This is a genomic window from Paenibacillus pinihumi DSM 23905 = JCM 16419 (assembly GCF_000422505.1).
Taxonomy (GTDB): Bacteria; Bacillota; Bacilli; order Paenibacillales; family Paenibacillaceae; genus Paenibacillus_D; species Paenibacillus_D pinihumi.
Map to the genome: position 1 here is coordinate 1,216,443 of NZ_KE383864.1, position 25,758 is coordinate 1,242,200.

Genomic DNA, 25,758 nt, shown 5'->3' on the forward strand with positions numbered 1-25,758 from the left:
ATTTCTATTTTGATTTTACTTATTATAAAATCTGCTACCCTACTAATACGTAATCTGTTGTTGTTTGCCCTTGCTCATAAACCCCATTATGACTAATCCAATGGGTAACGTTTGCCCGGAAATAGAAACCACTTTCGGCTTTTTTGGTGACCTCCCCTGAAAAATACCAATCTTTAGATGTATTAATTGTAGTACCTGATCCTACTTGAACCCATTTAGTACCGTTCCACTTTTCCAAATAAACAGTCGCGCCAATCGAGTTTACTTCAGACTTCGATTCCGTATTAACACTTATTGTAATGGTTTGATTTTTATTGTTTTTTATGAATACTCGTCCTTGGTCCAGATACTTGTTTTTCGGATCAAATAGCCCTTGGGTTTGAAACTCAATTGGAGGTGCAGGTGTTAAAGCTTTACCGTTACTACTTGCAAATAAGATCTCAGAACTTGATGAGAAAAAGAATAAAAGTAAAAGATTTAGAAAAATAATAACTTTTATTAGTTTCACTTAGCTTCAGCCTTTCCTGTATCATATAATTATTTGGAAATATCTATGATTGTAAATTCAGCCTCGTCCTCCGGCTCAATAGCCTTCATAAAGGAAAAACCAATATACCCTTTACTATTGAATATTTTAGACATAACTGCATCGTATTGCGTAATGTCCTTTTTTGACTCTGTTTCAAAATCAAATGCCATAATTTGCTCCATTGAATAGCGATAGTACAGGATGTCATTAAAAATAAATGGGGAATCATAGCTCAAATCTTTACCATCCTCATGAATGACGAATTTTACATCCCCGGTTAACCGATCCATAACATGGATTCTTTCATCCTCGGTATAAACAAACCATTTCTTATCCCCATTAAAGTCAATAATGCCTTGCTTTTGTATAACACTAACAGGATTTTCCGACTGGCTGTAAGGATAAAATACAATTTCAAATGTTTTGTCTGTCCCAGGCTTAAATACAGATTGATAAATAAGCAGTCCATCCTCAATAGGTCTTTGAATAATGAAAAATTCTCCTTGTCTCTCTTTTTGCTGCTCATTAAGACGGACTGTGGATAATTTTGTATTTGTCTGGGATATCGGATCATAAATAATTGCGTTACTGTAAACAATTTGATTTTTAATTTCTTTTTCAATCCATGTTACTTTATTATCATAGACCCTTAATACCGGCGGATCTATCTGATCTTCGCCAACGCCAGAGGCAACAGTATTTGTTTCGCCTGTTATAATATCGTATGATTTTATTATCCAAGGCATATCCTTCTGTCTGTATCTGTCATATTCCACCCAGTATAACCATTTATCCACGCCTACCAGAGAGTTAATGATTTTGTTTTTATCTGTTTGGTAGATTATCTTTACCTCTTCATTATCCCGTGCAACTGTACCAATATAACTTAACTCCTTGTCGCTATGATCCATTTCAAATGCAATGAGGTCGTCATTCATAAAACTAGGCGCAATAAAAGTTTCACGCAAATCTTCAAAACTGAGCGTTATTTTTTGTATTGGAGGATCAAAATCAAAAGGCTTTTCATCTGGTTCATGTTCAGAAATTGAATGATTCGGACTATTATCCAAATTAGGATTCAACTTGTTTGGCTCACTGACCGGCGTTTCATTCCCTACCCTGTTTAAAACAAAAAGTACGCCTACAGTTAAAATAATGAAAGCTAGTCCCGCAATTACAGGTTTAAATTTAAACATAAGCACTCCTTTCAAATCAAAGGAACAAAAGGGATTTATCCCTTTTGTTCCTTTTTATTTCTATATTACCACAAAACAGCTTTTCTGAAATGCGCTTGGTTAGCATCCCATACACCTTTCATTGAATACCACTTGTTACCGAGCGTTTCCCCTCTTCCTCCCTGATCAAACGGGTCTGTGACTCTAACTCTATAACTACTGGTATCACTAGTATTTCTGGCATCATAGCCTGAAGTATTTAAAATATGTCCTGCTACATTAGATTTGTAATAAGGCATGTTCTGAGGAGTAATTTTCAAATCCAGAACTGCAGGGTATCCCCAATCCGTTGTCAGTATCATGACAGATTGCCATGTGACAAACTCATTAGAGTCAAATGAACGATAAGAATAAGTATTGCTCGTTTGATAATCATTCAATACTTTTGGAATTTTCGAAAAGTCTGTCCCATCGGTTGTCGTTCCAAGCTTTCCAGCATAAAAGGTTTGATTTTGGGATGAACCATTGAGAAAGTGCACTACTTGTTTAACTGTAGCCGGTCCACACCAGTAAGATGTTTCCTGCTTAAAGTTAGCAACATTGAGGGTTTTCATTTCACCTTGAGCAAATGTTCTTAAACCATATGCATGTTGTTCAGCCAGTAAGTTCTTTTCCTGTAAGGCTTTGGACTCTGCCGCAGTAGGAACGTATGTTGTTGGTGTAGGATCATCACCTGTACCTGCAGCAAACATAGCTGTCGGGAATAAAAATGTTGCCAGTAAAACTCCCGCAAAAGTTTTCTTTATAGATTTGAATCTTTCCATTTGTATGACCTCCACTAATATAATTGGGTATAATTAGGCGACCGGGGTATTAATTTATCCTCCTTATCTGGCAATAAGTTAACTTTTTCTTTTATGTATAATATCTATATCTGTTTATTCGAAAAAGTCATGCCCCCCTTTTTCAAGATTTCCAAATTATCGGAATCTATTGTTTATATTAACAATTCAAAACTAGAGTTGGTTACAAAAAAAAATAAAAAAATTTAAACAAATCCCCTCTTTTTCCATTCTAAAAATATTAGATGCTTCTTCTGATAAATTAGTAAAAACCTCAAGGCTTATTATATTTATTAACTTCAATTACTTAATAAAAAAAGTTCATGAATGGTTTTGAGTAAAAATGGAAGTCACTACAATACCATCTTTACAAGGAAACCATACATGAACTTATTCTTATTAATGAAATCTGAAAGAGGATAGCTAGGGAGCCTGAACTGGTTTCACATGCTTCAAATCATTAGCTGCTGCATGAAGAACTGCAAGATGAGCCGCCATCTGAACTACATGAGGAACCCCCGTCAGATCCGCTGCTGCAGGAGGAGCCATCTTGTGGATGGTCATCATGCCAGATACTTGAGTCAGAGCTGTTCACAATCGTTTGCGCATCGCCACTGGCCTCTCGCTCCTTATCTGTCATAGCCGAATCCATTTGCTCCTGAAATTGACCCGAACCGGAGAGCGTATTGAAGATCAGCAAGCCGGAAAGGATGCCTGCCGCTCCCATCGTCGTGTCATAGCTGCTGTTGAAGCCTGGCTGCCGTACTGCGTCGATATCCCGATTTCGCGAGGCATGCAATTGGGATTGAGCGCGGCTGATCAGATAATCCACTGTCTCCCTTACATCCGTAAAACGATCGACCGCCTTCTTGTGGAACCACTTCTCCCGCAACTCTGCATTGCTCGCCCCCTCCAAATCTGCAAGCCGCTGCGCAGAAAACGGCGTTTTGAAGAATGCTCCCCATACCTTTCCGCTGACCGGAGACAAAATGAACAATTCATTATACAGCCAATCAAACCATGCCCGGTCACTAGGTGAAGGCCTCGATTGTTCTCCATGCGGCGCATGATGAATCATTTCACCGCAAAAACGGATACAGAATTGTTCGTAATCCCTTGTGAACATCAACATCTCATGCCAGATTTCATCCGCTTTTTTGCTATACATGGGGACGTTCGCACAGATAGAGCTCATTAGGAAAAATCGTTTCAACTCCAGCCAGGTCCAGCTCCACTCCTGATCGCTGAGCCGGGCATCCTGCTGTTGGAGCCTGCCCTTTATACGCTCCTCAAAACCTGAATCAAGCGCCGCTTCAAGCCGCTCTGCTGCCGGCCGGGCCGGGTGTCCCAGCGGTACGCCAAGCGCTTCCGGCTGCCCGGAGACTTCAGGCCATGCTGAATATCTGTTCCCGCTCCCGTTGCCAACCAGGGAATTCGTAAGATTGCTGCTGCCGCTTGTGAACATCCCGCTTCTTCTGGAAATCAGAGAATAAATGATAAATCCGATCCCGGCTAAGAATAATATCATCGCAAGAAATCTCATGTCACCCTCCTGATTATCGTTAATGTTTATAATCTTATCTTGTGTATTTCACGTTGTCTGAATCTATTTTAACATAGCGTAAGCCCCGTTTACCTAAGGTCAAAGACTTTTTTAGGCCTTTGATTTTAAAAGCAAAGCGAGATTCTCTATTTCCATATGTTTGAAAACGAGATATAATCGGAATATATGTTCGTATTATATTGTGAATTAAGGGAGGATTCTTCTTGAAGCTAAAGACTGAGGCGGATATTATTCAACTTGTTCAACAAGACAGATGGATGATGAATATACTGAAAGCTGCGCAATCGTTAAATCTGCCTGACTGGTGGGTATGTGCGGGGTTCGTACGCTCCAAGATCTGGGATGTCATGCATGGGTTTAACACTAGGACGCCGCTGCCAGATATCGATGTCATTTACTTTGACCCCGGCAATCTGGAGGAAGCAACAGAGAAGCAGCTGGAACAGCAGCTGAGAACGATATCTCCCGATGTCCCCTGGTCCGTGAAGAATGAAGCGAGAATGCACCTTATCAATCATATCCCGCCTTATGCTTCATCTGTAGATGCAATGTCCAAGTTTCCGGAGACGGTAACCGCACTCGGCCTGGCACTTGATGACCTTAATCAGCCATTACTTGCAGCACCTCACGGGTTGGCAGATGTGCTGGATATGGTTGTTCGTCCAACGCCGCATTTTAAAGACAACGAGATACTCGCCGGCATCTACGAGGCACGCATCAGCAAAAAAAACTGGAAAAGCATCTGGCATCAAATTGAAATTATGCCGATTAGGCCTGTTTCGTAGTTTGTTAATCATACCCCGGCATACAGCTTGCTGCTAATTGCTTGCTCCACACCGCATATTCCCTCTGCGAATCCCATACATATATAGCAAAAAGCTTCACCCGGAGGGATGCAAAAGATGAAGCAGGACGAAATACACCAGTTGGAGAGAGCCATTAGCGAGATTACAGAAATCGCCACCGGTTTTGGATTGGATTTTTATCCAATGCGATATGAGATTTGTCCATCAGATATTATCTATACATTCGGAGCCTACGGCATGCCGACCCGATTCAGTCACTGGAGCTTCGGAAAGACGTTCCACAAAATGAAAATGCAATACGATCTGGGTCTAAGCAAAATTTACGAGCTTGTCATTAACTCCAATCCCTGCTACGCCTTTCTGCTCGACGGCAACTCCCTCATCCAGAACAAGCTTATCGTTGCCCACGTGCTCGCCCACTGCGATTTTTTCAAAAATAATGCCCGCTTCTCCCGCTCCAACCGCAATATGGTGGAGAGCATGTCGGCCACCGCAGAACGGATTGCCCGGTATGAGATTGAGCACGGGGCCGAGAAGGTTGAGCGTTTCATTGATGCGGTGCTGGCCATTCAGGAACATGTCGATCCTACCCTGATCAAGCCCTATCAGCTAGACAAGAAGCGTTATATTGAAATGCTGGAGAAAAGAGTGGAAGAACGTTCTAACCACTCTCCGATTGAAGGCCCCTATGAAGACTTATGGGCGCTGGATAATCAGCAAGAGGACACTGACAAAGACAAAGTAAAGAGCAAACGGTTTCCTCCTTCCCCGGAGAAGGACCTCGTCTGGTTCATTCAGGAATACTCGCCTTCCCTTGAGGACTGGCAACGGGATATTATGTCCACCATGCGGGACGAAATGCTGTACTTCTGGCCGCAAATGGAGACAAAAATCATGAATGAGGGCTGGGCCTCCTACTGGCATCAGCGGATTTTACGTGAGATGGACCTGACCAGCGAGGAAACAATTGAATTTGCCAAGCTGAACTCTTCTGTCGTCCAGCCTTCCCGCAACAGCCTGAACCCTTATTATTTGGGCTTGAAAATATTCGAGGATATTGAGAAGCGCTGGGATAATCCAACCGAGGAAGAGCGCCAGCGGCTGGGACGCAAGCCGGGACTCGGGAAAGAGAAAATATTCGAGGTGCGTGAGGTGGATTCGGACCAATCCTTTATCCGCAACTATTTAACCAAAAAGCTGGTGGAGGATCTCGACCTGTACGTATTTGAAAAGAAAGGCCCTGAATGGAAAATTACCGATAAAACCTGGGAAAATATTCGCGACCAGCTCGTCAACTCCCGGGTTAACGGAGGCTTCCCGAATATTAATGTTGTCGACGGCGACTTCAACCGCTCCTCTGAGCTGTACTTAAAACATCACTATGAGGGAGTCGAGCTGGATTTGAAATATGTGGAGCGCACACTTCCTTATGTCGTCCGGTTATGGGGCAAAAATGTCCATCTGGAAACAGTAGTTGAAGACAAACCCATTGTGTTCAGCTGTGACGGCTTCAAAACAAGCCGGAAATTCATATAATCATACGTTCAAATGAAAAGCTTAACAGAAAGCGGAGCCCGCACAGGCGGGATGCGATCTGTTAAGCTTTTTTTACTCCATTGTTTTGCTACGATCTGTAACCGTTTAGCCCGTACAATTGGAAGCATTACGGTCATCCGTATCTCCGCTTCTGTCCAACTAGGAAGATATCGCCGATTCTTTAAGCCCCTCCAGCTCCTTCGTTACCCGGTCAATCATTTGAACGAAGGAGGCCAGCTCCTGCGAGCTCGCGGCCTGCTGGCGCGCCTGGACACTCGTCTTCTCGGATTCCGAACGTACGCCTGTGACCTTGTTTTCCACCGCATAGAGCTTCTCTTGAATCTCCTCCAGCGTCAAGCGGGAATTAGCCGCAAGCTTGCGCACCTCGTTCGCTACGACTTCAAAGCCGCGTCCGTGCTCCCCGGCCCGCGCAGCTTCAATGGCCGCGTTCAGCCCGAGCAGATGCGTCTGATCTGAGATTCCTTTAATCAAGGTTCCCATCTCGGAAATTTGCTCGATTTCATCTTTTAATTCACCAAGCAGCCGGTGGGAGCTTTCCTGAGACTCAGCCGTGCTGGTCGCCGTCTGCGCAATGGATTGCGTGCTGGTGTCCAGTTGAACAATCATGCCCGCCAGTTCCTGCACAGCGGAAGTAACGGTCTGCAACAAATGCTGCTGATTATCGGCAAAGGTCTGCAATTGCTCCTGTTCCTTTAGCTGGTACGCTTCCAGCACCAACTGCGAGTCAAAATTGAACATTTTGCTTAATGTGAAGACAACTTTTTGCCATCCCTGCGGCAATACACGGGCAAAGACTTGCGTCGCAATATCCAGATAAATCATGTAGGTGCCCAGATACCATTCTGTCGTTAATCCGATCCGGGAGTGGACTTGTCCGATTCTAATCCGGTTCTCGATGAAAGATTGATCAATATGGCCATCCGTCAAGGACAGCCAATATTCCTTCTGGGTTCCCTTCAGACGCTCAACCGTACTGACCCGATTGATGATCGCTGCCAGTTCCGGCTCCTGAACGACCCGGTCGTAAAACCGGTCGATAACCTCATCCACCACCTCTTTAAAGATTTCCTTGTTGCCCGCAAGCAGTTTTAAATCCTCCTCAGATATGCCTGTATATTTTAATTGTTTTTCACGGTCTGCTGTTACATTAATCATTGACATAATTCATGCCTCCCGGGAAGACTTTGGAATTAGATAATACTGGAATTGTGCCCTAGAGATCGGAATCTGTCAATAGATGCAATACTTTAGACCTATCCTTACAAAAAAGAACGGAGCGTCTGCATCCGCAAAAACGCCCCGTTGGTACCTATTACCGGTTCAACAGACTCCCTACATATTTCAGCAGCTCGTTGGAGCATACCGGGCAGTATCCGTGCTCATCCATCAGCCGCTTCGTGACTTCATTAATACGCTTCAACTGGCTTTCATCAGGTGTTTTAGTTGAGGTGGTGATTTTTACAATGTCCTTCAAATCGGTAAACAGCTTCTTCTCAATCGCTTCACGCAGCCGGTCATGGCTGGCATAGTCGAATTTTTTGCTTTTGCGGGAATAAGAAGATATCCGAATCAGGATTTCTTCACGGAACGCTTTTTTCGCATTTTCGGATATCCCGATCTGCTCCTCAATAGAGCGCATCAGCCGTTCATCCGGATCAAGCTCCTCTCCGGTGAGCGGATCTTTGATCTTGCTCCAATTGCAATAAGCCTCGATATTGTCCAGATAATTTTCGAACAGTGTACGGGCAGACTCCTCAAAGGAATAGACAAACGCCTTTTGGATTTCCTTCTTCGCCAGGCCGTCGTATTCCTTGCGCGCTACCGAGATGAAATTTAAGTATCGCTCCCGTTCTTCCTTTGTAATCGACGGATGCTGATCCAGACCGTCTTTAAGCGCCCGCAGTACATCTAATGCGTTGATGCACTGCAAATCCTGCTTAATTAAAGCGCTGGATATGCGATTGATGACATAACGGGGGTCAATGCCCGTCATCCCCTCTTCAATAAACTCATTTTGCATTTCCTTCAAATCAGCTTCCTTGTAGCCCTCGACCTCCTGGCCGTCATACATCCGCATCTTCTTGACCAAATCCATCCCCTGCTTCTTCGACTCCTTGAGACGGGTCAAAATCGAGAAAATCGCGGCGGAGCGAAGCGCATGCGGCGCCACATGAATATGCTTCATATCGCTTTGGCCGATCAGCTTGGAATAAATCTTCTCCTCCTCCGACACCTTCAGGTTGTAAGGCACCGGCATGACGATCATCCTGGACTGGAGCGCTTCATTCTTCTTATTGCTGATAAATGACCGGTATTCCGTCTCATTTGTATGTGCGATAATTAATTCATCCGCCGAGATCAAAGCAAAGCGCCCGGCCTTGAAATTGCCTTCCTGGGTTAGAGACAGGAGGTTCCATAGAAACTTCTCATCGCATTTGAGCATCTCCTGAAATTCCATCAATCCCCTGTTCGCCTTGTTCAGTTCCCCGTCAAACCGGTATGCCCGCGGATCAGATTCCGAGCCGTACTCGGTTATGGTAGAGAAATCGATGCTGCCGGTCAAATCGGCAATGTCCTGCGATTTCGGATCTGACGGACTGAACGTACCGATTCCGACCCGGTTATCCTCCGATATTAATACCCGCTCGACCCCGACCCGGTCGATCTGGCCGTCATATTCTGTCTTCAGCCTCATTTGGCAGGACGGGCACAGGTTGCCCTCAATTCTGACTCCCAGCTCTGCTTCTATATCTGGCCTCAGTTCATGGGGAATGAGATGCAGCGGCTCCTCGTGCATCGGGCAGCCCTGGATCGCATATACAGCTCCCTGCTCGGTCCGGGAATACTTCTCCAGCCCCTTCTTCAGCATCGTGACCAGCGTCGATTTGCCGCCGCTCACCGGCCCCATCAGCAGCAGAATCCGTTTTCTCACATCAAGCCGCCTGGCTGCCGAATGAAAATACTCCTCGACCAGCTTCTCAACCGCACGGTCAAGCCCGAATATTTCCTGTTCAAAAAACTTGTAGCGTTTGACGCTTCCGGATTCCTCAACTCCATAAGACTTGATCATCTCATAGACTCTTGCGTGTGCTGTCGTGGCCGGAGTCGGGTCATTTCTCAACAGTTCAATGTAGTCTTTAAACGTCCCCGTCCAAGCGAGCTTCTCATTCTCTGCTTTGTACGCCGATATGCGTTCGAAAATATCCATGCGCCTTGTCTCCTCCCATCGCTCCCGCTCTTGCATCCATGTGTCTGATAGCTCCCGGATGCCATCTACAGGCTGCCTGAATGCTTGATGCTGTCCCCTTCCTTAGATGGCTCAAAAACTTGTAGTCCACTACACCGCCGCCACAATGCTCTTGCATTCCGTCTGTATCGCAATAAACCTCACATCTAATCAGGCTGATGCCCAAATTGTTCTGAGTAATACATAACTATGCATTCAACTGGGGGAAGTTGCCCCATTTTTTCAGCTTCATTTCAGCAATATTCGACACTGCTTCCTGCTCTTGCCTTTATTATGCCTATGTAAACATGCTCAGTGCTTCTTACTCATGCATATACACAGCCATTTCCCCTGGCAGAGCTGTGATATAATAGGATCAACTATTTCAGCATATGATGCTGCCCATGCCTGCATGCAGCATGTAACGTAAACGTAAAGATAACGTATCGGGGCTTCAAGCTAATTCATAAGCAGCGGATTATCAGAAATTCAACATGGAGGGAGAGAAGTTTTCATTGGCAATCAAGCAGGAAGCCGAGCTGTACGGGCCGGTGAAGCAATTTTTTGAACAACGGGGATATGGGGTCAAAAGCGAAATCATGCATTGCGATCTGGTTGCCATCAAGCACGACAGCACCGGAGAAGAGGAAATTCTTATTGTGGAAATGAAAAAGACATTCAACCTGGCCTTGCTGCTCCAGGGCGTCGAGCGTCTTCGGCTGGGTGGTCATGTTGTACTCGCCGTAGAACGCAACCGCAAAAAAAGCGGCGCCCACAACCAGCGGTTCGGTGATCTTACGGAGCTGTGCCGGCTGCTGGGAATCGGACTGATGACCATCACCTTTTTCAAAACGAAAGCCCCGCTAGTGGAGATGCTGTGCGAGCCTGGGGAAGCCCCCCGCAGAACCATGCGCAGGAGCAGGCAAGCCCGCATGCTCACCGAATTTCACGAACGGACCGGGGATTACAATACGGGAGGGGTCACAGGACGCAAGCTGATGACCGCCTACCGCGAGCGGGCACTTCGCTGCGCTTGGGCACTTCAGCAGAACGGTCCCTCAGCGCCCCGGACGATTACCGCGCTAACGGATGTCAGGCAGGCGGGAGCTGTGCTGCGTGACAATTATTACGGGTGGTTCGAAAAAAGCAGCAGAGGCATCTATCAGCTTTGCGAGCCGGGCATTGCCGCACTTGAGGAGCACGCTGACATCGTCGCCGCCTGGCTTACTGCCTCAGGCCGCGATAGCGGGCCCGCCTAACCAAGATAAGCAATTTTAGCTGCGGGCCGTGAATTCGCCGACAGCCTCTGCAAGCCGACGGATTCCCTCCTCCATCTCCGCATCCGTGATCCCGCAAATATTCAGTCGTACTGTATTGCGGGGACCATCTCCAGCATAAAAAGCCGAGCCCGGCTGAAAGTCCACGCCCTGCCGGATTGCAGCCCGCTGCAGCGCCTGTGCATCCAGCCCCTCTGGCAGCTCCAGCCAAAGGAACATGCCGCCCTGCGGCTCCAGCCAGCCTGCTTCAGGCATGCAGCTTGCCAGCAGCTCCTCCGCCCGTTTAATCCTTGTGCGGCAGGCAGCTGCAAGCCGTTTTATCGCCTCATCCAGCGTATCTCCCTTCAGAAGCCGGCTCAACTCCAGTTCTGCAGCAAGGAGCGGCGTACAGTCATTGACTGCTTGCTGTGCCTTTACAATCATCCCGATTGCCTTAGAATCCGCAGCAATCCACCCTGCCGGCAATCCCAGACCAGCAGCTTCCATACCTGGAAGAGCTCCAAGATAGATGACCTGCCCTCCTTCAATACGCCCCTCAAGCGACAGCAGGGAATCGGATTGCTCCGTATCTCGTTCACCCGCTCGTTCAAATTCCCTCCCGGCCGTCATATCCTCTTTATAGATCAGCTCCCGGCAGGTATCGTCCTCAATAACGGGAAGGCCGAATTCATGGGCGAGCCCAAGCAATCCTTTCTTGCGATCTCTGCTCCACACATGGCCTTCAGGGCCGCTGCATGTTGGCATGACATACATCAGCCGCGGCCTGCAAGCTTCAAGCTGTGCCCTCGCAGAAGCAATGATTACTCCATCCCGGTCACACGCTGCCGGAATAGCTTTGAGACCATGCTTTTCAAACATCCGGAGACGGTCCGCGCTCGCCGGATTCCCGACAAGCACCGTATCTCCGGGCTCGGTCAGTATGCGAATGACCAATTCCAAAGCAGTGAGAGAACACGCGGCAGGCAGCAGTTGTTCCGGTTTTGCTGTTAAGCCGGTTAACCTGGCCATCCTTCCGCATAACTGTTCTCTTAGAGGCAAATACTCTCCAAATACAGCATGTGCTGTCTGTTCTACGCTCCATGAAGGCTGTATCTTAGAAAGAGCCTTGTGAATACCTGACAGCTCAAGCAGATCACTTGCAGGCTGTGAACCGGCAAATGAAATGACGTTCTCAGGCTGCACGGAACCCGGCCACCCGGGACCTGTCAATGGGAACGGCCGCAGCCGGGACGAAAAACGTTCGGACATTTGCAATTCGCCTCCTCGCTCTATACGCTATCTTACGCATTGTTTTACGAAAAGGAACGTGGCAAGCGTAAACGGTTGTGCCAGCTTTTGCAGGCACAGCTTCGTTTCGCGTAGAAATAGAAGACGTTGATTAAAAGGATACTATTAACGCTTCTATTTCAAGCGTAAACGGTTGTGCCGGCTTTTGCAGGCACTGCTCATTCGCGTAGAAATAGAAGAAAAAAATGATCGCTGTAACAATCTGTTCACATTTTAATGCGTTTTCTTTTAAAGCCCAATTGGGTATAATAAAGGCAATGATCTGGAGGTGTGCAGGATGAAATTTGAAATTACATTGAATTTCATCATTGTCATGACTATTATGGTGCTGTTTTTGACCGCCATGTTTACAGCGTCATACAATGATGACAAAACCAAAGGTCTCTAAGAAAAAGGAGCCTTCCATATGGAAGGCTCCTTTTCTGCTTAGATCAAGGCTATTTTTTTCAACAACACTGCGCAAAAATACCTAGCTCATCCGACAACATCGGACAAATTGCCAGCATCGTATCCACAGGCCCAAATTATGCCCGACGGAGCTGAGTCATATCATGAATGCATGAAGCACACAAATAACGCTCTTTAAATTCCCGGACATCCTCCATAGAACTGCAAAATACGCATCTTGGACGATAGCGCTCCAGAATGATGTGGTCTCCCTGAACCAAAATTTCAACAGGGTCTCCTTCATTCATCTGATATCTTTTGCGAAGCGATTTGGGCAGTACAATACGTCCCAATTGGTCAACTTTTCTTACTACTCCTGCTGGTTTCACCGATTTCACCTCTCCTGTGTCTAGAATTGCAAGCCATTTCTGAGAAACCATTGCTTTATTAACATTCGATGGCTCTATCTATTTTCCTTCTGTTAAAATTTTTTTCTTAGTATTCTGCAACTTTACAGAAAGAAACATATCTAATTACCCCGTTTACACTCCGATGAAACAGCCTTATTCAAAATTTCATAAACCATAACATTTGGAATGTTAACGCAAATCCGCAAATCCGGTTTGTCTAAGCGCCTCATAGACAATAATAGCCGCGGAATTCGACAAATTCAACGAACGAACTTTATCAGTCATCGGCATTTTTATCAGACTGCCCGGGTTTGCATCCAGCAGTTCCTGCGGAAGTCCTTTCGTCTCTTTTCCGAACACGAAAAAGTCCCCATCCTGAAAAAGGAAATCAGCATAAAGCTTGTCCGCTCTCGTGCTGGCATAAAAAAAACGAGCCTCGCTATGCTTGTCCATCACCTCCTGAAAAGAATCATAATAATGAACCTGAACGGCATGCCAATAATCAAGCCCCGCCCGCTTCAGAGTTCGATCGTCGGTGTCAAATCCCAGCGGTCTGACCAGATGCAGATGCGAGCCTGTAGCCGCACAAGTTCTTGCTATATTTCCGGTATTCGCCGGGATTTCCGGCTCGACCAGCACAATATGAAAAGCCACATCAACATCTCCTTGTCAAAAGTACAGCTGCCGCCATTTCTGCAAGAGATCGCATTCGTTCCCCGTTATGATTCTGATGAATCAAAGCACTAAAGTGCGATTACATATCACCGTGCCTTTTGGGTTTCGTCAAACGAATTACAGCCGCATGTTTAATTTCTATTTCTACTTAATGAATAAACTCAACTTGCGTCAAAAAGTTGCGTTATACAAACAACTAACTGTCTTAACATCACCATACCACAGTTTAAGGCCCCAGAAAAAGCCGCGATCCTCTTTTGCATGGGATCAGCGGCCTTCTGGTAGTCGTCTTAACCGTTGCGACGCTGGAAGTCCTGCATAAATTCAGCCAGCGCTTTGCAGTTCTCATGAGGAACAGCATTGTAAGTGGAAGCGCGAAGCCCGCCTACGCTGCGGTGTCCCTTCAGGCCGATAAATCCTTGCTGTTCGGATTCCTTCACGAACAGCTTCTCCAGCTCTTCGGTCTGCAGACGGAACGTAATGTTCATCGCCGAACGGCTTCCTTGCTGTGCGAACCCGCGATAGTAGCCTCCGCTTTGGTCAATCGCATCGTAAATCAGGTTCGTCTTGTCACGGTTGTATTGCTCGATCGCTTCAACCCCGCCCTTGGATTCAATCCATTTGAGCATCAGGTTCACCATATAGACGGAGAAGGATGGCGGTGTATTGTAGAGTGAATCTGCCGCTGCATGCGTATCATAACGGAGCATGGTCGGCACATGCTTCAGGCTGTCGGAAACCAGATCCTTGCGGATAATCACGATCGTTACGCCAGATGGACCAAGGTTCTTTTGGGCCCCCGCATAGATGGCGCCGAATTTATTAATATCGACCGGTCTGGATAAGATATCACTGGACATGTCTGCGATGAGCGGAACATCAGCGGGAACAGACGGATACTCGGCAAATTGCGTTCCTTCAATCGTCTCGTTCGATGTAATATGAAGATAGGAAGCATTCTCCGGCACCTCGATGCTGCTCAAATCAGGAATCCGGTTGTACTTGTCCGATTCAGAGCTGGCTGCAATCACGGTCGCTCCGACCAGCTTCGCTTCCTTGAGCGCCTTGCTCGCCCAGCTTCCTGTCATCACGTAAGCAGCAGGCTTGTCTGCTTGCAGAAGATTCATCGGGATCATTGAAAATTGTGTACTTGCTCCGCCCTGCAGGAATAAGATATGATACGAGTCCGGGATGCCATACAGCTTGCGCAGCAAAGATTGCGTTTCGGAATTGACCTGTTCAAATGTGGCACTGCGATGGGACATCTCCATGATAGACATGCCTGCGCCGTGATAATCAACAAACTGTTCTTGCGCCTGTTGCAGTACCTCAAGCGGCAAAGCTGCCGGTCCGGCATTAAAATTTAATGCTCTGTTCGTCAATCGAAACACTCCTGTCTTTTCATTAAAATTATGATATGGCTATGATAGCAAGTTTAGCGTGTTGCATCAAGTAACTGTTTCAATACAATCCGCGCAGCGGCAACATTTTTTGACGGAGGTTTGAACATGAATCATCCCACAGAACGGCTTTTTCTTGCTCTGCCCTTTGATAGCCGTGAACAAAAAGAATATTTACACGCAACCGATTCCTGGAAGCAGCAAGCAGATTTCCGCAAGTGGACTCATCCCGACGATATGCATATTACCCTCCACTTTCTCGGGGACACATCGGCCGGGCATCAATCCCGGATTCGGCCAGCAATCGAACAGGCTGTGAAAAGCATCTCCACATTTACCCTTTGTTTGGACAAGACAGGGTGGTTCGGACAGCCTGCACACCCCGCTGTCCTCTGGCTCGGCCCCCAGCATCCGCCGTCTGTACTTGGAAGGCTTCACACTCTGACTGGGCAGCAATTGAACCGGACGATCGGCTATAAACCGGAAACAAGACCGTACAGCCCTCATTTGACGCTGGCACGAAAATATTCAGGTGAGGTTCCCTTCCATCCCAACCGGCTTTCTCCCTTGGAACCTTTCTGCTGGGAAGTCCGGGAGGTTGCCCTCTACCGCTCAAAGCTTGGACATAGCCCGATGTATGAAGTTCTTGAACGCATCCCTTTTGGTTAAAGACACAATTGCACCTTTCCCCCTAAGAAACACGAAGTAGGCCCCCTCTGGAGGCCTACTGAATAGCTTTGTTTATAAAATTAGCAACCGAAATAAAGGCTGTACTCATGTGGGTGAATACGGATCGCTACTGCTTTAGCCTCATGGCGTTTTACAGCAACATAGTTGTCAATGAAGTCTTGGGAGAATACGCCGCTTTCAGTCAGGAAGCCGGAATCTGCTTCCAAAGCGTCGAGCGCTTCGTCCAGTGTTCCCGGAACGCTGCGGATTTCTTTTTTCTCTTCATCAGACAGGTCATAGATGTTTTTGTCATATGGACCATAGCCGAGTGCAGAAGGATCAAGTTTACGCTTGATACCATCGATACCAGCGAGCAGCATAGCTGCAAATGCCAGGTAAGGGTTCGCAGTGGAGTCCGGTGTACGGAATTCGATACGACAGCCTTTTGGCGTTACAGCAGCAACCGGAATACGTACTGCAGCGGAACGGTTACCTTTGGAGAATACGAGGTTAACCGGAGCTTCGTAGCCAGGAACCAGACGTTTGAACGAGTTGGTGCTCGGGTTGGTCAACGCGATCAGCGCAGGAGCGTGATGCAGAACTCCACCAATGTAATGCAGCGCCATTTCGCTCAGGTTGGCATAGCCGCCTTTTTCATAGAATAAAGGTGAATCGCCGTTGAAGATGGATTGGTGTACGTGCATTCCGCTTCCGTTATCGCCGAAGAGCGGTTTTGGCATAAATGTAGCAACTTTGCCGTACTGGCGCGCTACATTATGAACGATATATTTATATTTCAACAGGTTGTCGCCTGTTTTAGTTAATGTGTCAAAGCGGAAATTGATTTCGCCTTGTCCTGCAGTAGCAACTTCATGGTGATGACGCTCTACGCGAAGACCGGTTTCTTGCATCAGGCGAACCATTTCACTGCGGATATCTTGTTGGGTATCTACTGGCGCTACTGGAACATAACCGCCTTTTACGCCGATTTTAAAGCCCAGGTTTCCGCCCTCTTCCTTACGGGAAGTGTTCCATGCTGCTTCTTCTGAATCAACAGAGAAGAAAGAAGTGTTCATGGAGCTCTCATAGCGGACATCGTCAAAAATGAAGAACTCGGATTCAGGAGCGAAAAATGCCGCTGTACCCAGACCAGTGCTTTGCAGGTACTCTTCAGCCTTTTGCGCGATGCTGCGCGGGTCACGATCATAGCGGACACCGTCAGGTGTATGAATGTTACACATAATATTCAATGTAGGATGAGCAGTAAAAGGATCAATATAAGCTGTTTCTGTATCTGGCATCATTACCATGTCAGATTCTTCAATGCCGCGGAACCCTTCAATGGAAGAACCGTCAAAAGCTACACCGTTTTCGAACGTTTCAGCTTCCACCTCTGTAGAAGGAAGAGAAATGTGGTGCGCGCGACCCGAAAGGTCTACAAAACGGAAATCGACAAACTGAATATTATTTTCTTTAATTGTGTCTAAAACTTTTTGAACTGACATCTAATATTTCCTCCATTTCCGAACGTTAGCATTGATATGAACAGTTATTGTTCAAGTTTTGCTTTAACCATGACGTTATTATAAAACTCTGCTTGAACCTTCGTCAATAGCTATGTAAGGTATTTTTTGAACTCATGTTAGGTATTCTCACACTTTTATAAATTATTTCACAAAATAGTCAAATACACAACTTGACTTTCGTTACACCATTCATTTTGGTAGCGATTACATGACATGAAGAACACTTTCGCTTCCTTAATTATAATAAATTGGTATTATTTTTGCTTTTCCCGAATGTTCGTTAATGACAGAAAAAAAGCAACCCGCGCGATTTCATTCGCTTCAAGGTTGCTTTTTGTCGAATTAAATTTTCCAGTTTGCGAAAGCTTCGGCAGGAGCTTTCTCCGTATCAAACCGCTTGCCGACGATTGCTCCCAACTTCTCCAGATCTTTGAGCAAAGCAGCGAACTGATCCGGGAACAACGATTGAACCCCGTCGCCAGTCATCGAATTGTCAGGATCGGTATGCATCTCCACAATCAATCCGTTGGCTCCGGCTGCAACAGATGCCTTGGACATTGGCTCTACAAGCTCTCTACGGCCTGTGCCGTGGCTTGGGTCAGAAATGACAGGCAAGTGGCTGAGCTGCTGAAGGACAGGGATGGCTGTCAAATCCAGCGTGTTGCGGGTATATTGCTCGAAGGTACGGATTCCGCGCTCGCAGAGCATGACATTCGGATTGCCGCCTGCCAGAATGTATTCCGCAGCATTCAGGAATTCATCATAGGTTGAACTGAATCCGCGCTTTAACAACACAGGGGTCTGGATCGTACCCAGCTTGCGCAACAAGTCGAAGTTCTGCATGTTGCGGGTACCAACCTGCAGAATATCCGCGTATTCAGCGCACACATCCACGTATTCCGGTGTCATGACTTCTGTAATGGTCAGCAGGCCGTGTTTCTTGCCGGCATCTGCCATCATCTTCAGACCTTCTACACCGACTCCCTGGAAGCTGTAAGGGCCAGTACGTGGCTTGAACGCTCCACCGCGCAGCACCTGACCGCCGGCAGCTTTGACCAGACGGGCAATCTCGTCTATCTGTTCCGGGGACTCTACAGCGCAAGGCCCGCCCATGATGACGAGGTTGTCGCCTCCGATTTTAACGCCTTTAATATCAATGACCGTATCGTCCGGGTGAAAATCACGGCTGGCAAGCTTGTAGGATTTTGAAATTTTGATGACATTCTCCACGCCATTGAGCTGGCGCAAATGCTCGGACAGCGTCGGCTCCGCCTTGCCAATAATTCCGATTACCGTCCGGTCCGTCCCTCTTGATACATGTGCCTGAACGCCGGCATTTTCAATCTGCTGAACAATTTCCCCAATACGCTCTTCTGTTGTTTCCGGTTTTATAATGACGATCATAATATACATCTCCTTTTCACTTCAACGCTTGTTCGCTTTTAAGCTTTTATGCTTCTATGCTTTTTGGCTTTTATGCTTTTACTTGTTAAAGTAAATATACAAGAAAACACCGCCCCCGTCAACACCAATTTCTCCTAGCGGACAGAAATCATGTATCAGAAGCGGTGCCATGTGTGTAACGCAACTTTTAAGCTTGTGTCTTGGTACGTAATTTCGGAAGCAGCTTCTGCGGATCAATGGTCCGCTTCAGCTCCCAGGTAGACGGTACAAGCGGATTATATTGCTCCAGATAAGCAATAACCTCCTTGGTGATCGGGGTTGGCGTTGACGCGCCGGATGTTACGGCGACACTCTTCACACCATCCAGCCATTCACGCTTCAGTTCACTGAGATCGGAAATCCGGTATGACCTGACGCCGGCAATTTCTTCGGATACTTGTGCCAGGCGGTTGGAGTTGTTGCTGCGCGGATCGCCGACAACAATACACAGATCAGCCTGTCCGGCCTGCTCGGCTACGGCTTCCTGCCGCACCTGGGTAGCAAGGCAAATTTCATTATGAACCTCAGCTTGCGGGAATTTCTCCAGCAAACGGTTAATCAAATGCTTGATATCCCATTGCGACATCGTCGTTTGGTTCGTAATGAGAATACGGCCTGCACTGACCTCCAGCTTGTCGATTTCCTCTTCCTTCTCAATCAGGTACACATCATCCGGCGCAATCCCGATTGCACCCTCGGGTTCGGGATGTCCCTTCTTGCCGATATAGATGATCTTGTAGCCTTCCGCGGTCTTCTCGCGAATGAGGTCATGCGTCTTCGTTACATCCGGGCAGGTCGCATCTACAACAGTCAGCCCTCTGTCCCTGGCCCGTTTGCGCACTTCCGGAGATACGCCATGGGCGGTAAAAATGACGGTTCCCTGCTCAATTTGCTCCAGTATTTGCAGACGGTTCTCCCCGTCCAGCGTAATGATGCCCTCCTTCTCGAAGGCATCTGTCACATGCGAATTATGGACAATCATTCCCAAAATATAAATAGGGCGCGGCAGTTCAGGATTTTTGGCGGCCTGAAGCGCCAGCACCATCGCATCAACGACACCATAGCAGTAGCCGCGCGGCGATATTTTTACAATTTCCAAGCTTGCCACCTGCTTTCTGACCGGACTTCCATTACACCAGCTTCCGGTCTGATGGCTCCATTATACCCGAATCCGGCGATCCAGGAAAGGTAACCGGCAGCCAGATAATGAATGTCGTGCCGTCTCCCTCCCGTGTTTTCACCTCAATGGAGCCGTTGTGCTCATCAATAATCCACTTGGCAATCGACAGGCCAAGGCCGGTGCCGGCCGTTTTGCCGCGGGACAGATCAGCACGATAGAAACGTTCAAAGATATGCGGAATTTCATCCGAATTCATCCCGATCCCGGTATCCCGGACCGAAATACCCGCCTGCTTGCCATCCAGCATGGATTTGATTTCTACATAGCCCTCAGGCGTGTACTTAAAGGCATTTTCAATAAAGATAAATAAAAGCTGCCGCAAATAATCCGCATTGCCGTGTACATTCACACCCTCAAGCGGAGAAAGGTCATCAATTTGCAGCTCTACCGTCCGCGGCAGAAGCTGAGCCCGGCGGGCGACTTCTTCAACAAGCGGAAGCAGCTCAACAGAGCCCTTTTCCATGACATAACCGGCATCGGCGCGGGCAAGTGACAGCATATCGCTGACCAGCCGGGTCATCCGCTTGGCTTCATCGGAGATATCCCGCATCGCCTCCAGCGACATTTCCGCCTTGCCCTGATGCAGTACAACCAGTTCCCCTTCGCGATGCGTGCCGCCAAGTTCCGGCTTCCACATTTTCTCCAGCAGATCAATATTGCCTCGAATGGTCGTCAGCGGGGTCCGCAGCTCATGGGATGCATCAGAGACAAAACGCCTCTGTGCTTTATAGGCATCATCCAATTCATTGTAGGTCGTCTCCAGCCGCTCAAGCATCCCGTTCAACGTATCTGTCAGACGGCCCATTTCATCGTTGGGATTCCCCCTCGGTATTCGTACGCTCAGGTTGGAGCCGTTCTCGATTGTATTGGTTGCCTGGATGACACTCTCAATCGGCTGCAGCGCCTTGCGGGCAAGGAACAAGCCAAAGGTAAAGGCGATAAGCAGCGCAGCAATCGAGGAAGAAACCAGAATGGTCTTCAAATGATTGAGCAGCCGGTCCTCGCGCCCCGTATAGGCAGCCACTTGCAGCAGGCCAACCATCTCCCCCGACTCCCGTAAAACCAGCGGGCGTTGATAGACAAGGAAGGAATTTCCCTGCACTTCTTCATTGATATACCCCTCTTGAGGGCGGCTTTCCTTCTGCGGGAAAGGAAAATCAACACCAGCCAGATTAATCGTTGTCGTCCGGTCATTAGTCTGATAATTGATGACCTGAATATACAGCTCCTCGCCCTTGATCGTGCTCGGGTTGACATTGAGCCGCAATCGCTCCCAAAAATCCTTGCTTGGGGAAATGACGATACTGCTCACCTGCTGCTCAATTTGCCCTTTGACCGTGCTGAACGTAAAGTAATAAACAAACAAGTAAATCGATACCCCAAAGCCGATCAGCGTAATTGCCAACAGCCCGGAATACCACAGTGTCAGCCTCAGGCGAATCGACATGTTGTTACCCGACCTCCCCTTTCAGTACATAGCCTGTGCCGCGTACCGTTTGAATCAGCCGCTTGCCGCCCCCATCCTCTGTTTTTTGCCTGAGCATGGCAATATAGACTTCAAGGACATTGGATTCACCGCTGAAATCATAGCCCCAAATTTTTTCCATAATCGTTTCGCGAGTGAGCACCCGGCGCGGGTTCTGCATAAACAGATTCAGCAGGTCAAATTCCTTGCTCGTCAGCTCGAATGCCCTTCCGGAGCGAATAGCCTCGCGCGAATCCAGGTCCAGCACCAAATCCTCGTAGGCAAGCCGACTTGTACTTTCCTCGGTCTTGTCCGATTTGCGGCGCAGCAGCGCCCGCACCCTGGCAAGCAGCTCCTCGAGTGCAAACGGCTTCACTAAATAATCGTCCGCACCCAGATCAAGTCCCTTAACCCGGTCCTGCACATCATCCTTGGCGGTAAGCATTAGAATCGGAACCGCACTGCCGCCCTCCCGCACCCGTTGTGCCACTTCCCAGCCGTCTACCTGCGGCATCATGACATCAAGAATGAGCAGATCAGGATCTGCGCTGATCATCAGCTTCAGCCCTTCAATCCCATTCGCTGCTGTAATGACTTCATAGCCTTCGAAAGCGAGACTTCTGCGAAGCAGGGATGTAATTTTTTCATCGTCATCAACAACCATTATTTGCGGTCTCACAATCGTGTTCCCCATTCCCGTTTTTTCATCATTATATAAGAGTCCAAAAATTATTTCAAAAGAAAAGCAGACAGGTCGTAACCCTGCCTGCTTATTTCGCATACAACTTGTTATTGCTGCGGCTGCTGTGGTGCATTAAAGTTGCTGCCGTCACCAATTTCAACTTCCAGATCCATCGCTTTCCCGCTGCGGATAATGTTCAGGTTAATCTTGTCTCCCACTTTATTTTTCTTGATCTCGGCAATCAGATCCTCTTTGTTCTTGTATTTGGTTCCGCCGATACCGACGATAACGTCAAACTGGCGCAGATCACCTTTATAAGCAGGAGAGTTGTAGTAGACGTTGGTAACCAAGGCTCCCTCTGTTGTTTCCAGACCCAGTTGCTTGGCATAATCATTGTTCAAATCCATTAATACAGCTCCGATGAACGGTTTTGGAATATCCTTGTTCGCTTTCAGGTTCTCCAGCACATCCTTAATCGTGCTTGTCGGAATGGCAAATCCGATTCCTTGGGCCGACGAACTGATTGCGGTATTGATTCCAATAACCTCGCCGCTTGTATTCAGCAGCGGTCCGCCGGAGTTACCCGGATTAATTGAAGCATCTGTCTGCAGCAAGTGCTCGTAGTTTCGCGTACCATCATCATCTTTAATGCTAATCGGACGCTCCTTGGCGCTAAGGACCCCGACAGTGACCGTATGATCGAAGCCTTGCGGGTTTCCAATTGCCACAACCCAGTCCCCGATGTTGATGGAGTCGGAGTTGCCGAGCTTCAGGCTTGGCAGATTGTCGCCTTCGATTTTCAGAACAGCCAGGTCAAGATTGTAGTCGGAACCTAGCAGCTTCGCTTCGAACGGCTTCGCATAGCCCTGAACGATAACTTCAATCTTGGCTGCATGAGCGATAACATGCTGGTTCGTCAGGATATATCCGTCTTTCTCGAAAATAAATCCGGAACCAAGACCGCTCTCTACGAGCCCGCCGCCATTGTTACTTCCGTTGCCATTGTCACTGCCGCCGCCCTGGCTTGAATCCGGCCCATTAAATCCGTCGCCGAAGAACTGACGGAAGAACGGGTCAAGCGAGCCGTTGCCGCCGGAATTGGATTTTGCATTGACATAAGTATTTATTTTGACTACAGCAGGGCTTGAGTTTTTAAAGATTGCTGCAATATTATTCGGTCTTGTGCCATCCAACGAACTGGATGAATTCCCGCCAGGTCCTGCACTGACATTTACAGCAGATTCTGTCCCGGGTCCGGATACTGCCTCATGTCCGCCAAAGGTAAACCAGTTGCGGTTATCAGCTACAGCCATCAACCCCCCGATTACGACTACCCCTGCCATAAAGGAAGCGAACATCGCACGAAATGAAGTTCTGCGCTTTTCCTTGACCTGCCAGTTGTTCTTAGGCGGCTGTGATGGTGCTGCCGGCGAGTATACTCTCGAATGATCCGGCGGTGTCACTTGCACCTGTGAAGGCGAAATCGGCTGGGCATGATCTGCGAACCGGGAAGAGGAGCTTGTGCTGAAGCTGTCCGTCCGCTCCTGGCCTTGATCGTCAGATGCTGCACGCTTGAACGGGCCGTAAGTATAGTAATACGATGGCTTCTCCTCATCCGGTGAGCCGGAATGCTCTTGTGAGCTGTCATTGCGCTCCCGCTCGTTCCCATCGCCGTTATTGCTATCTGTTGGACGTTTGCCGAAGAAATCATCGTAAGAATTTTTGTTGTTGTCGTCCATCTTTCATTCCTCCTCGATCTATTTCAACCATGATTGCGTTTTGTTTATGCTTCTATGATGCACAATTTACCTTAAACGAATCTTAAACAACCATAAAAAAACAATAAGTCTTCAAAACGCGAAACCCTTGATCATATTGGGTTCCGCTTTTTGTAGCGTACCTGATAAGTTCAATGAAGTGTGTTTGTGTTTTTGGGGGCCAAATGAGGGCAAAAAGCGACTTTTATTAACAGCTGAAAAACTGCCAAAGACGAGTTGAATTGTACGGGGTTCATGGAAAGTTACCATAGTATTCCCAACAAAATATAACCTTATTCCATTAACACGCATTTTTATACGCATCATTAATCAATGCTGGTTCATTAAATCACCGAATCACGGTCATTACATTTATAATCGCTACCCGGCTTTGGCCTACTAGATCCTGGTTGATGATGTAACCGAAGCTATTAACGATCTGGAGCCGGCTGGCCGGGTTGTGTTTGTAGGTGATTCATGCCGCTACCCCTTAACTAAAAAAAACTCCCGCTTGAAAATTAGCGGGAGTTTTAGAGTTAAGCTTTGACTGGTTCTGGGCGCTTCAATTGAAGTGGCGGAGGAACAAGCCAGCCTTTTTCTTTACTCATATCCATAATTCGAACACCCAGAGCAGCTTTAGTAATATGATATTTACCAAATAAAGCTCCAATATCCACTCTTAAGGATTGGCCCATTGCCTGACTACATGCCACAAGCCCTATCGAAGTATCAGCAGCAATTTTCACAGCAATTTCAGGATCCGTAAATCTGGCCCCCGCAGGAATATCTTCCAGCTTTACCGGTGGTCTCTCAGGCATTATTGGCGCAGGGGTAATTCCGTTATGAGTGAGCAAAGTATCAAGCTCTTTAACTTCCAGTTTAGCCTGGTCGATCAAATCATCTAAGATGTTCTTTAGGTCTTTGTCTCCAGCATGGTAGAAATACGCCTGATAGCAGGATATAGCACTTCTTGCAGTTGTAGAAGCCTGCCAAACCGCAAAAATCTCGCCATAGTGCATCGGCTCATCTTTTGGATTTCCGCCTAGAATGCCCATTCGTTTTTGCTCCTCTTCATTTTTTTGTTTACAACAAACTTTAATATACTCAATGTACAGAAAAAAATTCTGCAATAGAAATTTAAAGAAACTCTCATTTTAGCGTGAGGGTTGTTGCATTGATTCCATTACATTTAGAAACGTTCACGATTGCGCCTCTTTAATCCAATCAGGCTTGCTAAACCCAGGAGCCTTTCCGTCCCCAATCAGTATCATTATTATCAGTATTGCCACTGGGGCTCTTGTCGGCATTCCCCTCGTCAAATCTGATTTACCTTGAATGAATCCTGAAAAGCGATTAAAAACGAAATAAAAAAGAATTTCCTGTGCAGACAGCAGGGGCTCCGCCTGTCTGGCTGCACAGGAAATTCTTCACGGACAACATTAGTTTGGAAAAAGCCGCTCTACCTGCGCGAGCTTGTCCTTGGCTTCATCCAGCCAATGCTGCTCAATCGGAGCGTCCGGGTCAACCGGTGTCTGAAACTGGTTCACCAGTGCGCCCAATGTCTGTACCTGGGCTTCCGGATCTAATCCTTCGTTATATACATGCTTAAGCACATAAGGCTGGCCGAGCCGGATTTTTGCGTCATTCTCCTCTGTCTGGTCATCCAGATTGCCATTGATGACATCAAACGGAATACGAAGCCAAACTTTATGCGCTTCATCCAGATAACGGTCAAAGGAGCCTTGATGATAATCCCAGTTTCCGCCCAGGGAAAATTGATGCTCCTCCAGCATTTTCATGATTTCAACAAATTCCTGCTCACGGGACTCCAGCTTGGACGATAACGGGATCATAACGGTTGTTCTCCTTTTCACAAGGTTTTTACCAGTATGCCCATGATT

The 25,758-nt window shown here is 47.4% G+C and carries 22 protein-coding genes; 4 read left to right on the top strand and 18 right to left on the bottom strand.

Annotated features, from left to right (window positions below; all coding sequences use genetic code 11):
- Positions 1-34 precede the first annotated feature (34 nt).
- The 4 genes from H583_RS0119775 to H583_RS35455 all read right to left on the bottom strand — a co-directional run bounded on the left by H583_RS0119775 (position 35) and on the right by H583_RS35455 (position 4,089).
- Entirely contained in the window at positions 35-508 is a 474-nt protein-coding gene (locus tag H583_RS0119775) for a hypothetical protein (RefSeq protein ID WP_028561992.1), read from the bottom strand.
- 29 nt (positions 509-537) lie between these two features.
- The gene (locus H583_RS0119780) at positions 538-1,725 is read right to left on the bottom strand and encodes a hypothetical protein (RefSeq protein ID WP_028561993.1); all 1,188 of its coding nucleotides are present in this window, start codon (positions 1,723-1,725) and stop codon (positions 538-540) included.
- A gap of 65 nt (positions 1,726-1,790) precedes the next feature.
- Positions 1,791-2,528, bottom strand: a complete 738-nt coding sequence (locus H583_RS0119785; protein ID WP_051236664.1) for a C39 family peptidase — start codon at positions 2,526-2,528, stop codon at positions 1,791-1,793.
- Positions 2,529-3,006: 478 nt separating this feature from the next.
- Positions 3,007-4,089, bottom strand: a complete 1,083-nt coding sequence (locus tag H583_RS35455) for a glycine-rich domain-containing protein (RefSeq protein WP_028561995.1) — start codon at positions 4,087-4,089, stop codon at positions 3,007-3,009.
- Between the two features lie 224 nt (positions 4,090-4,313).
- Here H583_RS35455 and H583_RS0119795 point away from each other — a divergent pair, with 224 nt between their 5' ends.
- Positions 4,314-4,895 carry a nucleotidyltransferase family protein gene (locus H583_RS0119795; protein ID WP_028561996.1) on the top strand — a complete coding sequence of 194 codons (582 nt, stop codon included), beginning with the start codon at positions 4,314-4,316 and terminating at the stop codon, positions 4,893-4,895.
- Between the two features lie 117 nt (positions 4,896-5,012).
- Entirely contained in the window at positions 5,013-6,452 is a 1,440-nt protein-coding gene (locus H583_RS0119800; protein WP_028561997.1) for a SpoVR family protein, read from the top strand.
- Positions 6,453-6,611: 159 nt separating this feature from the next.
- Here H583_RS0119800 and H583_RS0119805 read toward each other — a convergent pair whose 3' ends face one another.
- Together H583_RS0119805 and H583_RS0119810 are read right to left on the bottom strand one after the other, a co-directional pair.
- Positions 6,612-7,634, bottom strand: a complete 1,023-nt coding sequence (locus H583_RS0119805; RefSeq protein ID WP_342663539.1) for a protoglobin domain-containing protein — start codon at positions 7,632-7,634, stop codon at positions 6,612-6,614.
- Between the two features lie 151 nt (positions 7,635-7,785).
- Positions 7,786-9,681 (bottom strand): PrkA family serine protein kinase, encoded by a 1,896-nt coding sequence (locus H583_RS0119810; RefSeq protein ID WP_028561999.1) that lies wholly within the window; start codon positions 9,679-9,681, stop codon positions 7,786-7,788.
- A gap of 533 nt (positions 9,682-10,214) precedes the next feature.
- Here H583_RS0119810 and H583_RS0119815 point away from each other — a divergent pair.
- Entirely contained in the window at positions 10,215-10,958 is a 744-nt protein-coding gene (locus tag H583_RS0119815; protein ID WP_028562000.1) for a DUF2161 domain-containing phosphodiesterase, read from the top strand.
- Positions 10,959-10,973: 15 nt separating this feature from the next.
- Here H583_RS0119815 and H583_RS33560 read toward each other — a convergent pair whose 3' ends face one another.
- The 4 genes from H583_RS33560 to serC form a co-directional block, all read right to left on the bottom strand.
- Complete coding sequence (locus H583_RS33560) at positions 10,974-12,224, bottom strand: aminotransferase-like domain-containing protein (RefSeq protein ID WP_051236666.1); 1,251 nt, start codon at positions 12,222-12,224, stop codon at positions 10,974-10,976.
- A 563-nt stretch (positions 12,225-12,787) separates the two neighbouring features.
- Positions 12,788-13,039: an AbrB/MazE/SpoVT family DNA-binding domain-containing protein gene (locus H583_RS0119830; protein WP_028562001.1), complete on the bottom strand. Its 252-nt coding sequence runs from the start codon at positions 13,037-13,039 to the stop codon at positions 12,788-12,790.
- A gap of 210 nt (positions 13,040-13,249) precedes the next feature.
- Positions 13,250-13,714 (bottom strand): tRNA (uridine(34)/cytosine(34)/5-carboxymethylaminomethyluridine(34)-2'-O)-methyltransferase TrmL, encoded by a 465-nt coding sequence (gene trmL / locus H583_RS0119835; RefSeq protein WP_028562002.1) that lies wholly within the window; start codon positions 13,712-13,714, stop codon positions 13,250-13,252.
- Between the two features lie 311 nt (positions 13,715-14,025).
- On the bottom strand, positions 14,026-15,117 hold the full coding sequence (gene serC / locus H583_RS0119840; protein WP_028562003.1) for a 3-phosphoserine/phosphohydroxythreonine transaminase: 1,092 nt from the start codon (positions 15,115-15,117) through the stop codon (positions 14,026-14,028).
- 126 nt (positions 15,118-15,243) lie between these two features.
- Here serC and thpR point away from each other — a divergent pair, with 126 nt between their 5' ends.
- Complete coding sequence (thpR, locus tag H583_RS33565) at positions 15,244-15,804, top strand: RNA 2',3'-cyclic phosphodiesterase (RefSeq protein WP_051236669.1); 561 nt, start codon at positions 15,244-15,246, stop codon at positions 15,802-15,804.
- An 80-nt stretch (positions 15,805-15,884) separates the two neighbouring features.
- On the opposite strand, the gene glnA is transcribed toward thpR, so the two are convergent.
- The 8 genes from glnA to H583_RS0119885 form a co-directional block, all read right to left on the bottom strand.
- Complete coding sequence (gene glnA, locus H583_RS0119850; protein ID WP_028562004.1) at positions 15,885-17,309, bottom strand: type I glutamate--ammonia ligase; 1,425 nt, start codon at positions 17,307-17,309, stop codon at positions 15,885-15,887.
- A gap of 363 nt (positions 17,310-17,672) precedes the next feature.
- Positions 17,673-18,734, bottom strand: coding sequence for a 3-deoxy-7-phosphoheptulonate synthase (gene aroF / locus H583_RS0119855; RefSeq protein ID WP_028562005.1), 1,062 nt, complete (start codon positions 18,732-18,734; stop codon positions 17,673-17,675).
- 187 nt (positions 18,735-18,921) lie between these two features.
- On the bottom strand, positions 18,922-19,872 hold the full coding sequence (locus H583_RS0119860) for a 4-hydroxy-3-methylbut-2-enyl diphosphate reductase (RefSeq protein WP_028562006.1): 951 nt from the start codon (positions 19,870-19,872) through the stop codon (positions 18,922-18,924).
- Positions 19,873-19,903: 31 nt separating this feature from the next.
- Positions 19,904-21,400, bottom strand: a complete 1,497-nt coding sequence (locus H583_RS0119865) for a sensor histidine kinase (protein WP_028562007.1) — start codon at positions 21,398-21,400, stop codon at positions 19,904-19,906.
- Positions 21,401-21,404: 4 nt separating this feature from the next.
- Positions 21,405-22,097: a response regulator transcription factor gene (locus H583_RS0119870; protein WP_028562008.1), complete on the bottom strand. Its 693-nt coding sequence runs from the start codon at positions 22,095-22,097 to the stop codon at positions 21,405-21,407.
- A gap of 110 nt (positions 22,098-22,207) precedes the next feature.
- The gene (locus tag H583_RS0119875) at positions 22,208-23,839 is read right to left on the bottom strand and encodes a S1C family serine protease (protein WP_028562009.1); all 1,632 of its coding nucleotides are present in this window, start codon (positions 23,837-23,839) and stop codon (positions 22,208-22,210) included.
- 554 nt (positions 23,840-24,393) lie between these two features.
- The gene (locus tag H583_RS0119880; RefSeq protein ID WP_028562010.1) at positions 24,394-24,912 is read right to left on the bottom strand and encodes a DUF3231 family protein; all 519 of its coding nucleotides are present in this window, start codon (positions 24,910-24,912) and stop codon (positions 24,394-24,396) included.
- Positions 24,913-25,296: 384 nt separating this feature from the next.
- Positions 25,297-25,710 (bottom strand): YugN family protein, encoded by a 414-nt coding sequence (locus H583_RS0119885; protein WP_028562011.1) that lies wholly within the window; start codon positions 25,708-25,710, stop codon positions 25,297-25,299.
- Positions 25,711-25,758: the final 48 nt, after the last annotated feature.

Coding starts and splice junctions, on each gene's coding strand:
- H583_RS33560 (WP_051236666.1), bottom strand. CDS start 12,224: ATGTCCGAACGTTTTTCGTCCCGGCTGCGGCCGTTCCCATTGACAGGT.
- glnA (WP_028562004.1), bottom strand. CDS start 17,309: ATGTCAGTTCAAAAAGTTTTAGACACAATTAAAGAAAATAATATTCAG.
- H583_RS0119810 (WP_028561999.1), bottom strand. CDS start 9,681: ATGGATATTTTCGAACGCATATCGGCGTACAAAGCAGAGAATGAGAAG.
- H583_RS0119785 (WP_051236664.1), bottom strand. CDS start 2,528: ATGGAAAGATTCAAATCTATAAAGAAAACTTTTGCGGGAGTTTTACTG.
- thpR (WP_051236669.1), top strand. CDS start 15,244: ATGAATCATCCCACAGAACGGCTTTTTCTTGCTCTGCCCTTTGATAGC.
- H583_RS0119780 (WP_028561993.1), bottom strand. CDS start 1,725: ATGTTTAAATTTAAACCTGTAATTGCGGGACTAGCTTTCATTATTTTA.
- H583_RS0119865 (WP_028562007.1), bottom strand. CDS start 21,400: ATGTCGATTCGCCTGAGGCTGACACTGTGGTATTCCGGGCTGTTGGCA.
- H583_RS35455 (WP_028561995.1), bottom strand. CDS start 4,089: ATGAGATTTCTTGCGATGATATTATTCTTAGCCGGGATCGGATTTATC.
- H583_RS0119885 (WP_028562011.1), bottom strand. CDS start 25,710: ATGATCCCGTTATCGTCCAAGCTGGAGTCCCGTGAGCAGGAATTTGTT.
- H583_RS0119800 (WP_028561997.1), top strand. CDS start 5,013: ATGAAGCAGGACGAAATACACCAGTTGGAGAGAGCCATTAGCGAGATT.
- H583_RS0119875 (WP_028562009.1), bottom strand. CDS start 23,839: ATGGACGACAACAACAAAAATTCTTACGATGATTTCTTCGGCAAACGT.
- H583_RS0119805 (WP_342663539.1), bottom strand. CDS start 7,634: ATGTCAATGATTAATGTAACAGCAGACCGTGAAAAACAATTAAAATAT.
- aroF (WP_028562005.1), bottom strand. CDS start 18,734: ATGATCGTCATTATAAAACCGGAAACAACAGAAGAGCGTATTGGGGAA.
- H583_RS0119880 (WP_028562010.1), bottom strand. CDS start 24,912: ATGGGCATTCTAGGCGGAAATCCAAAAGATGAGCCGATGCACTATGGC.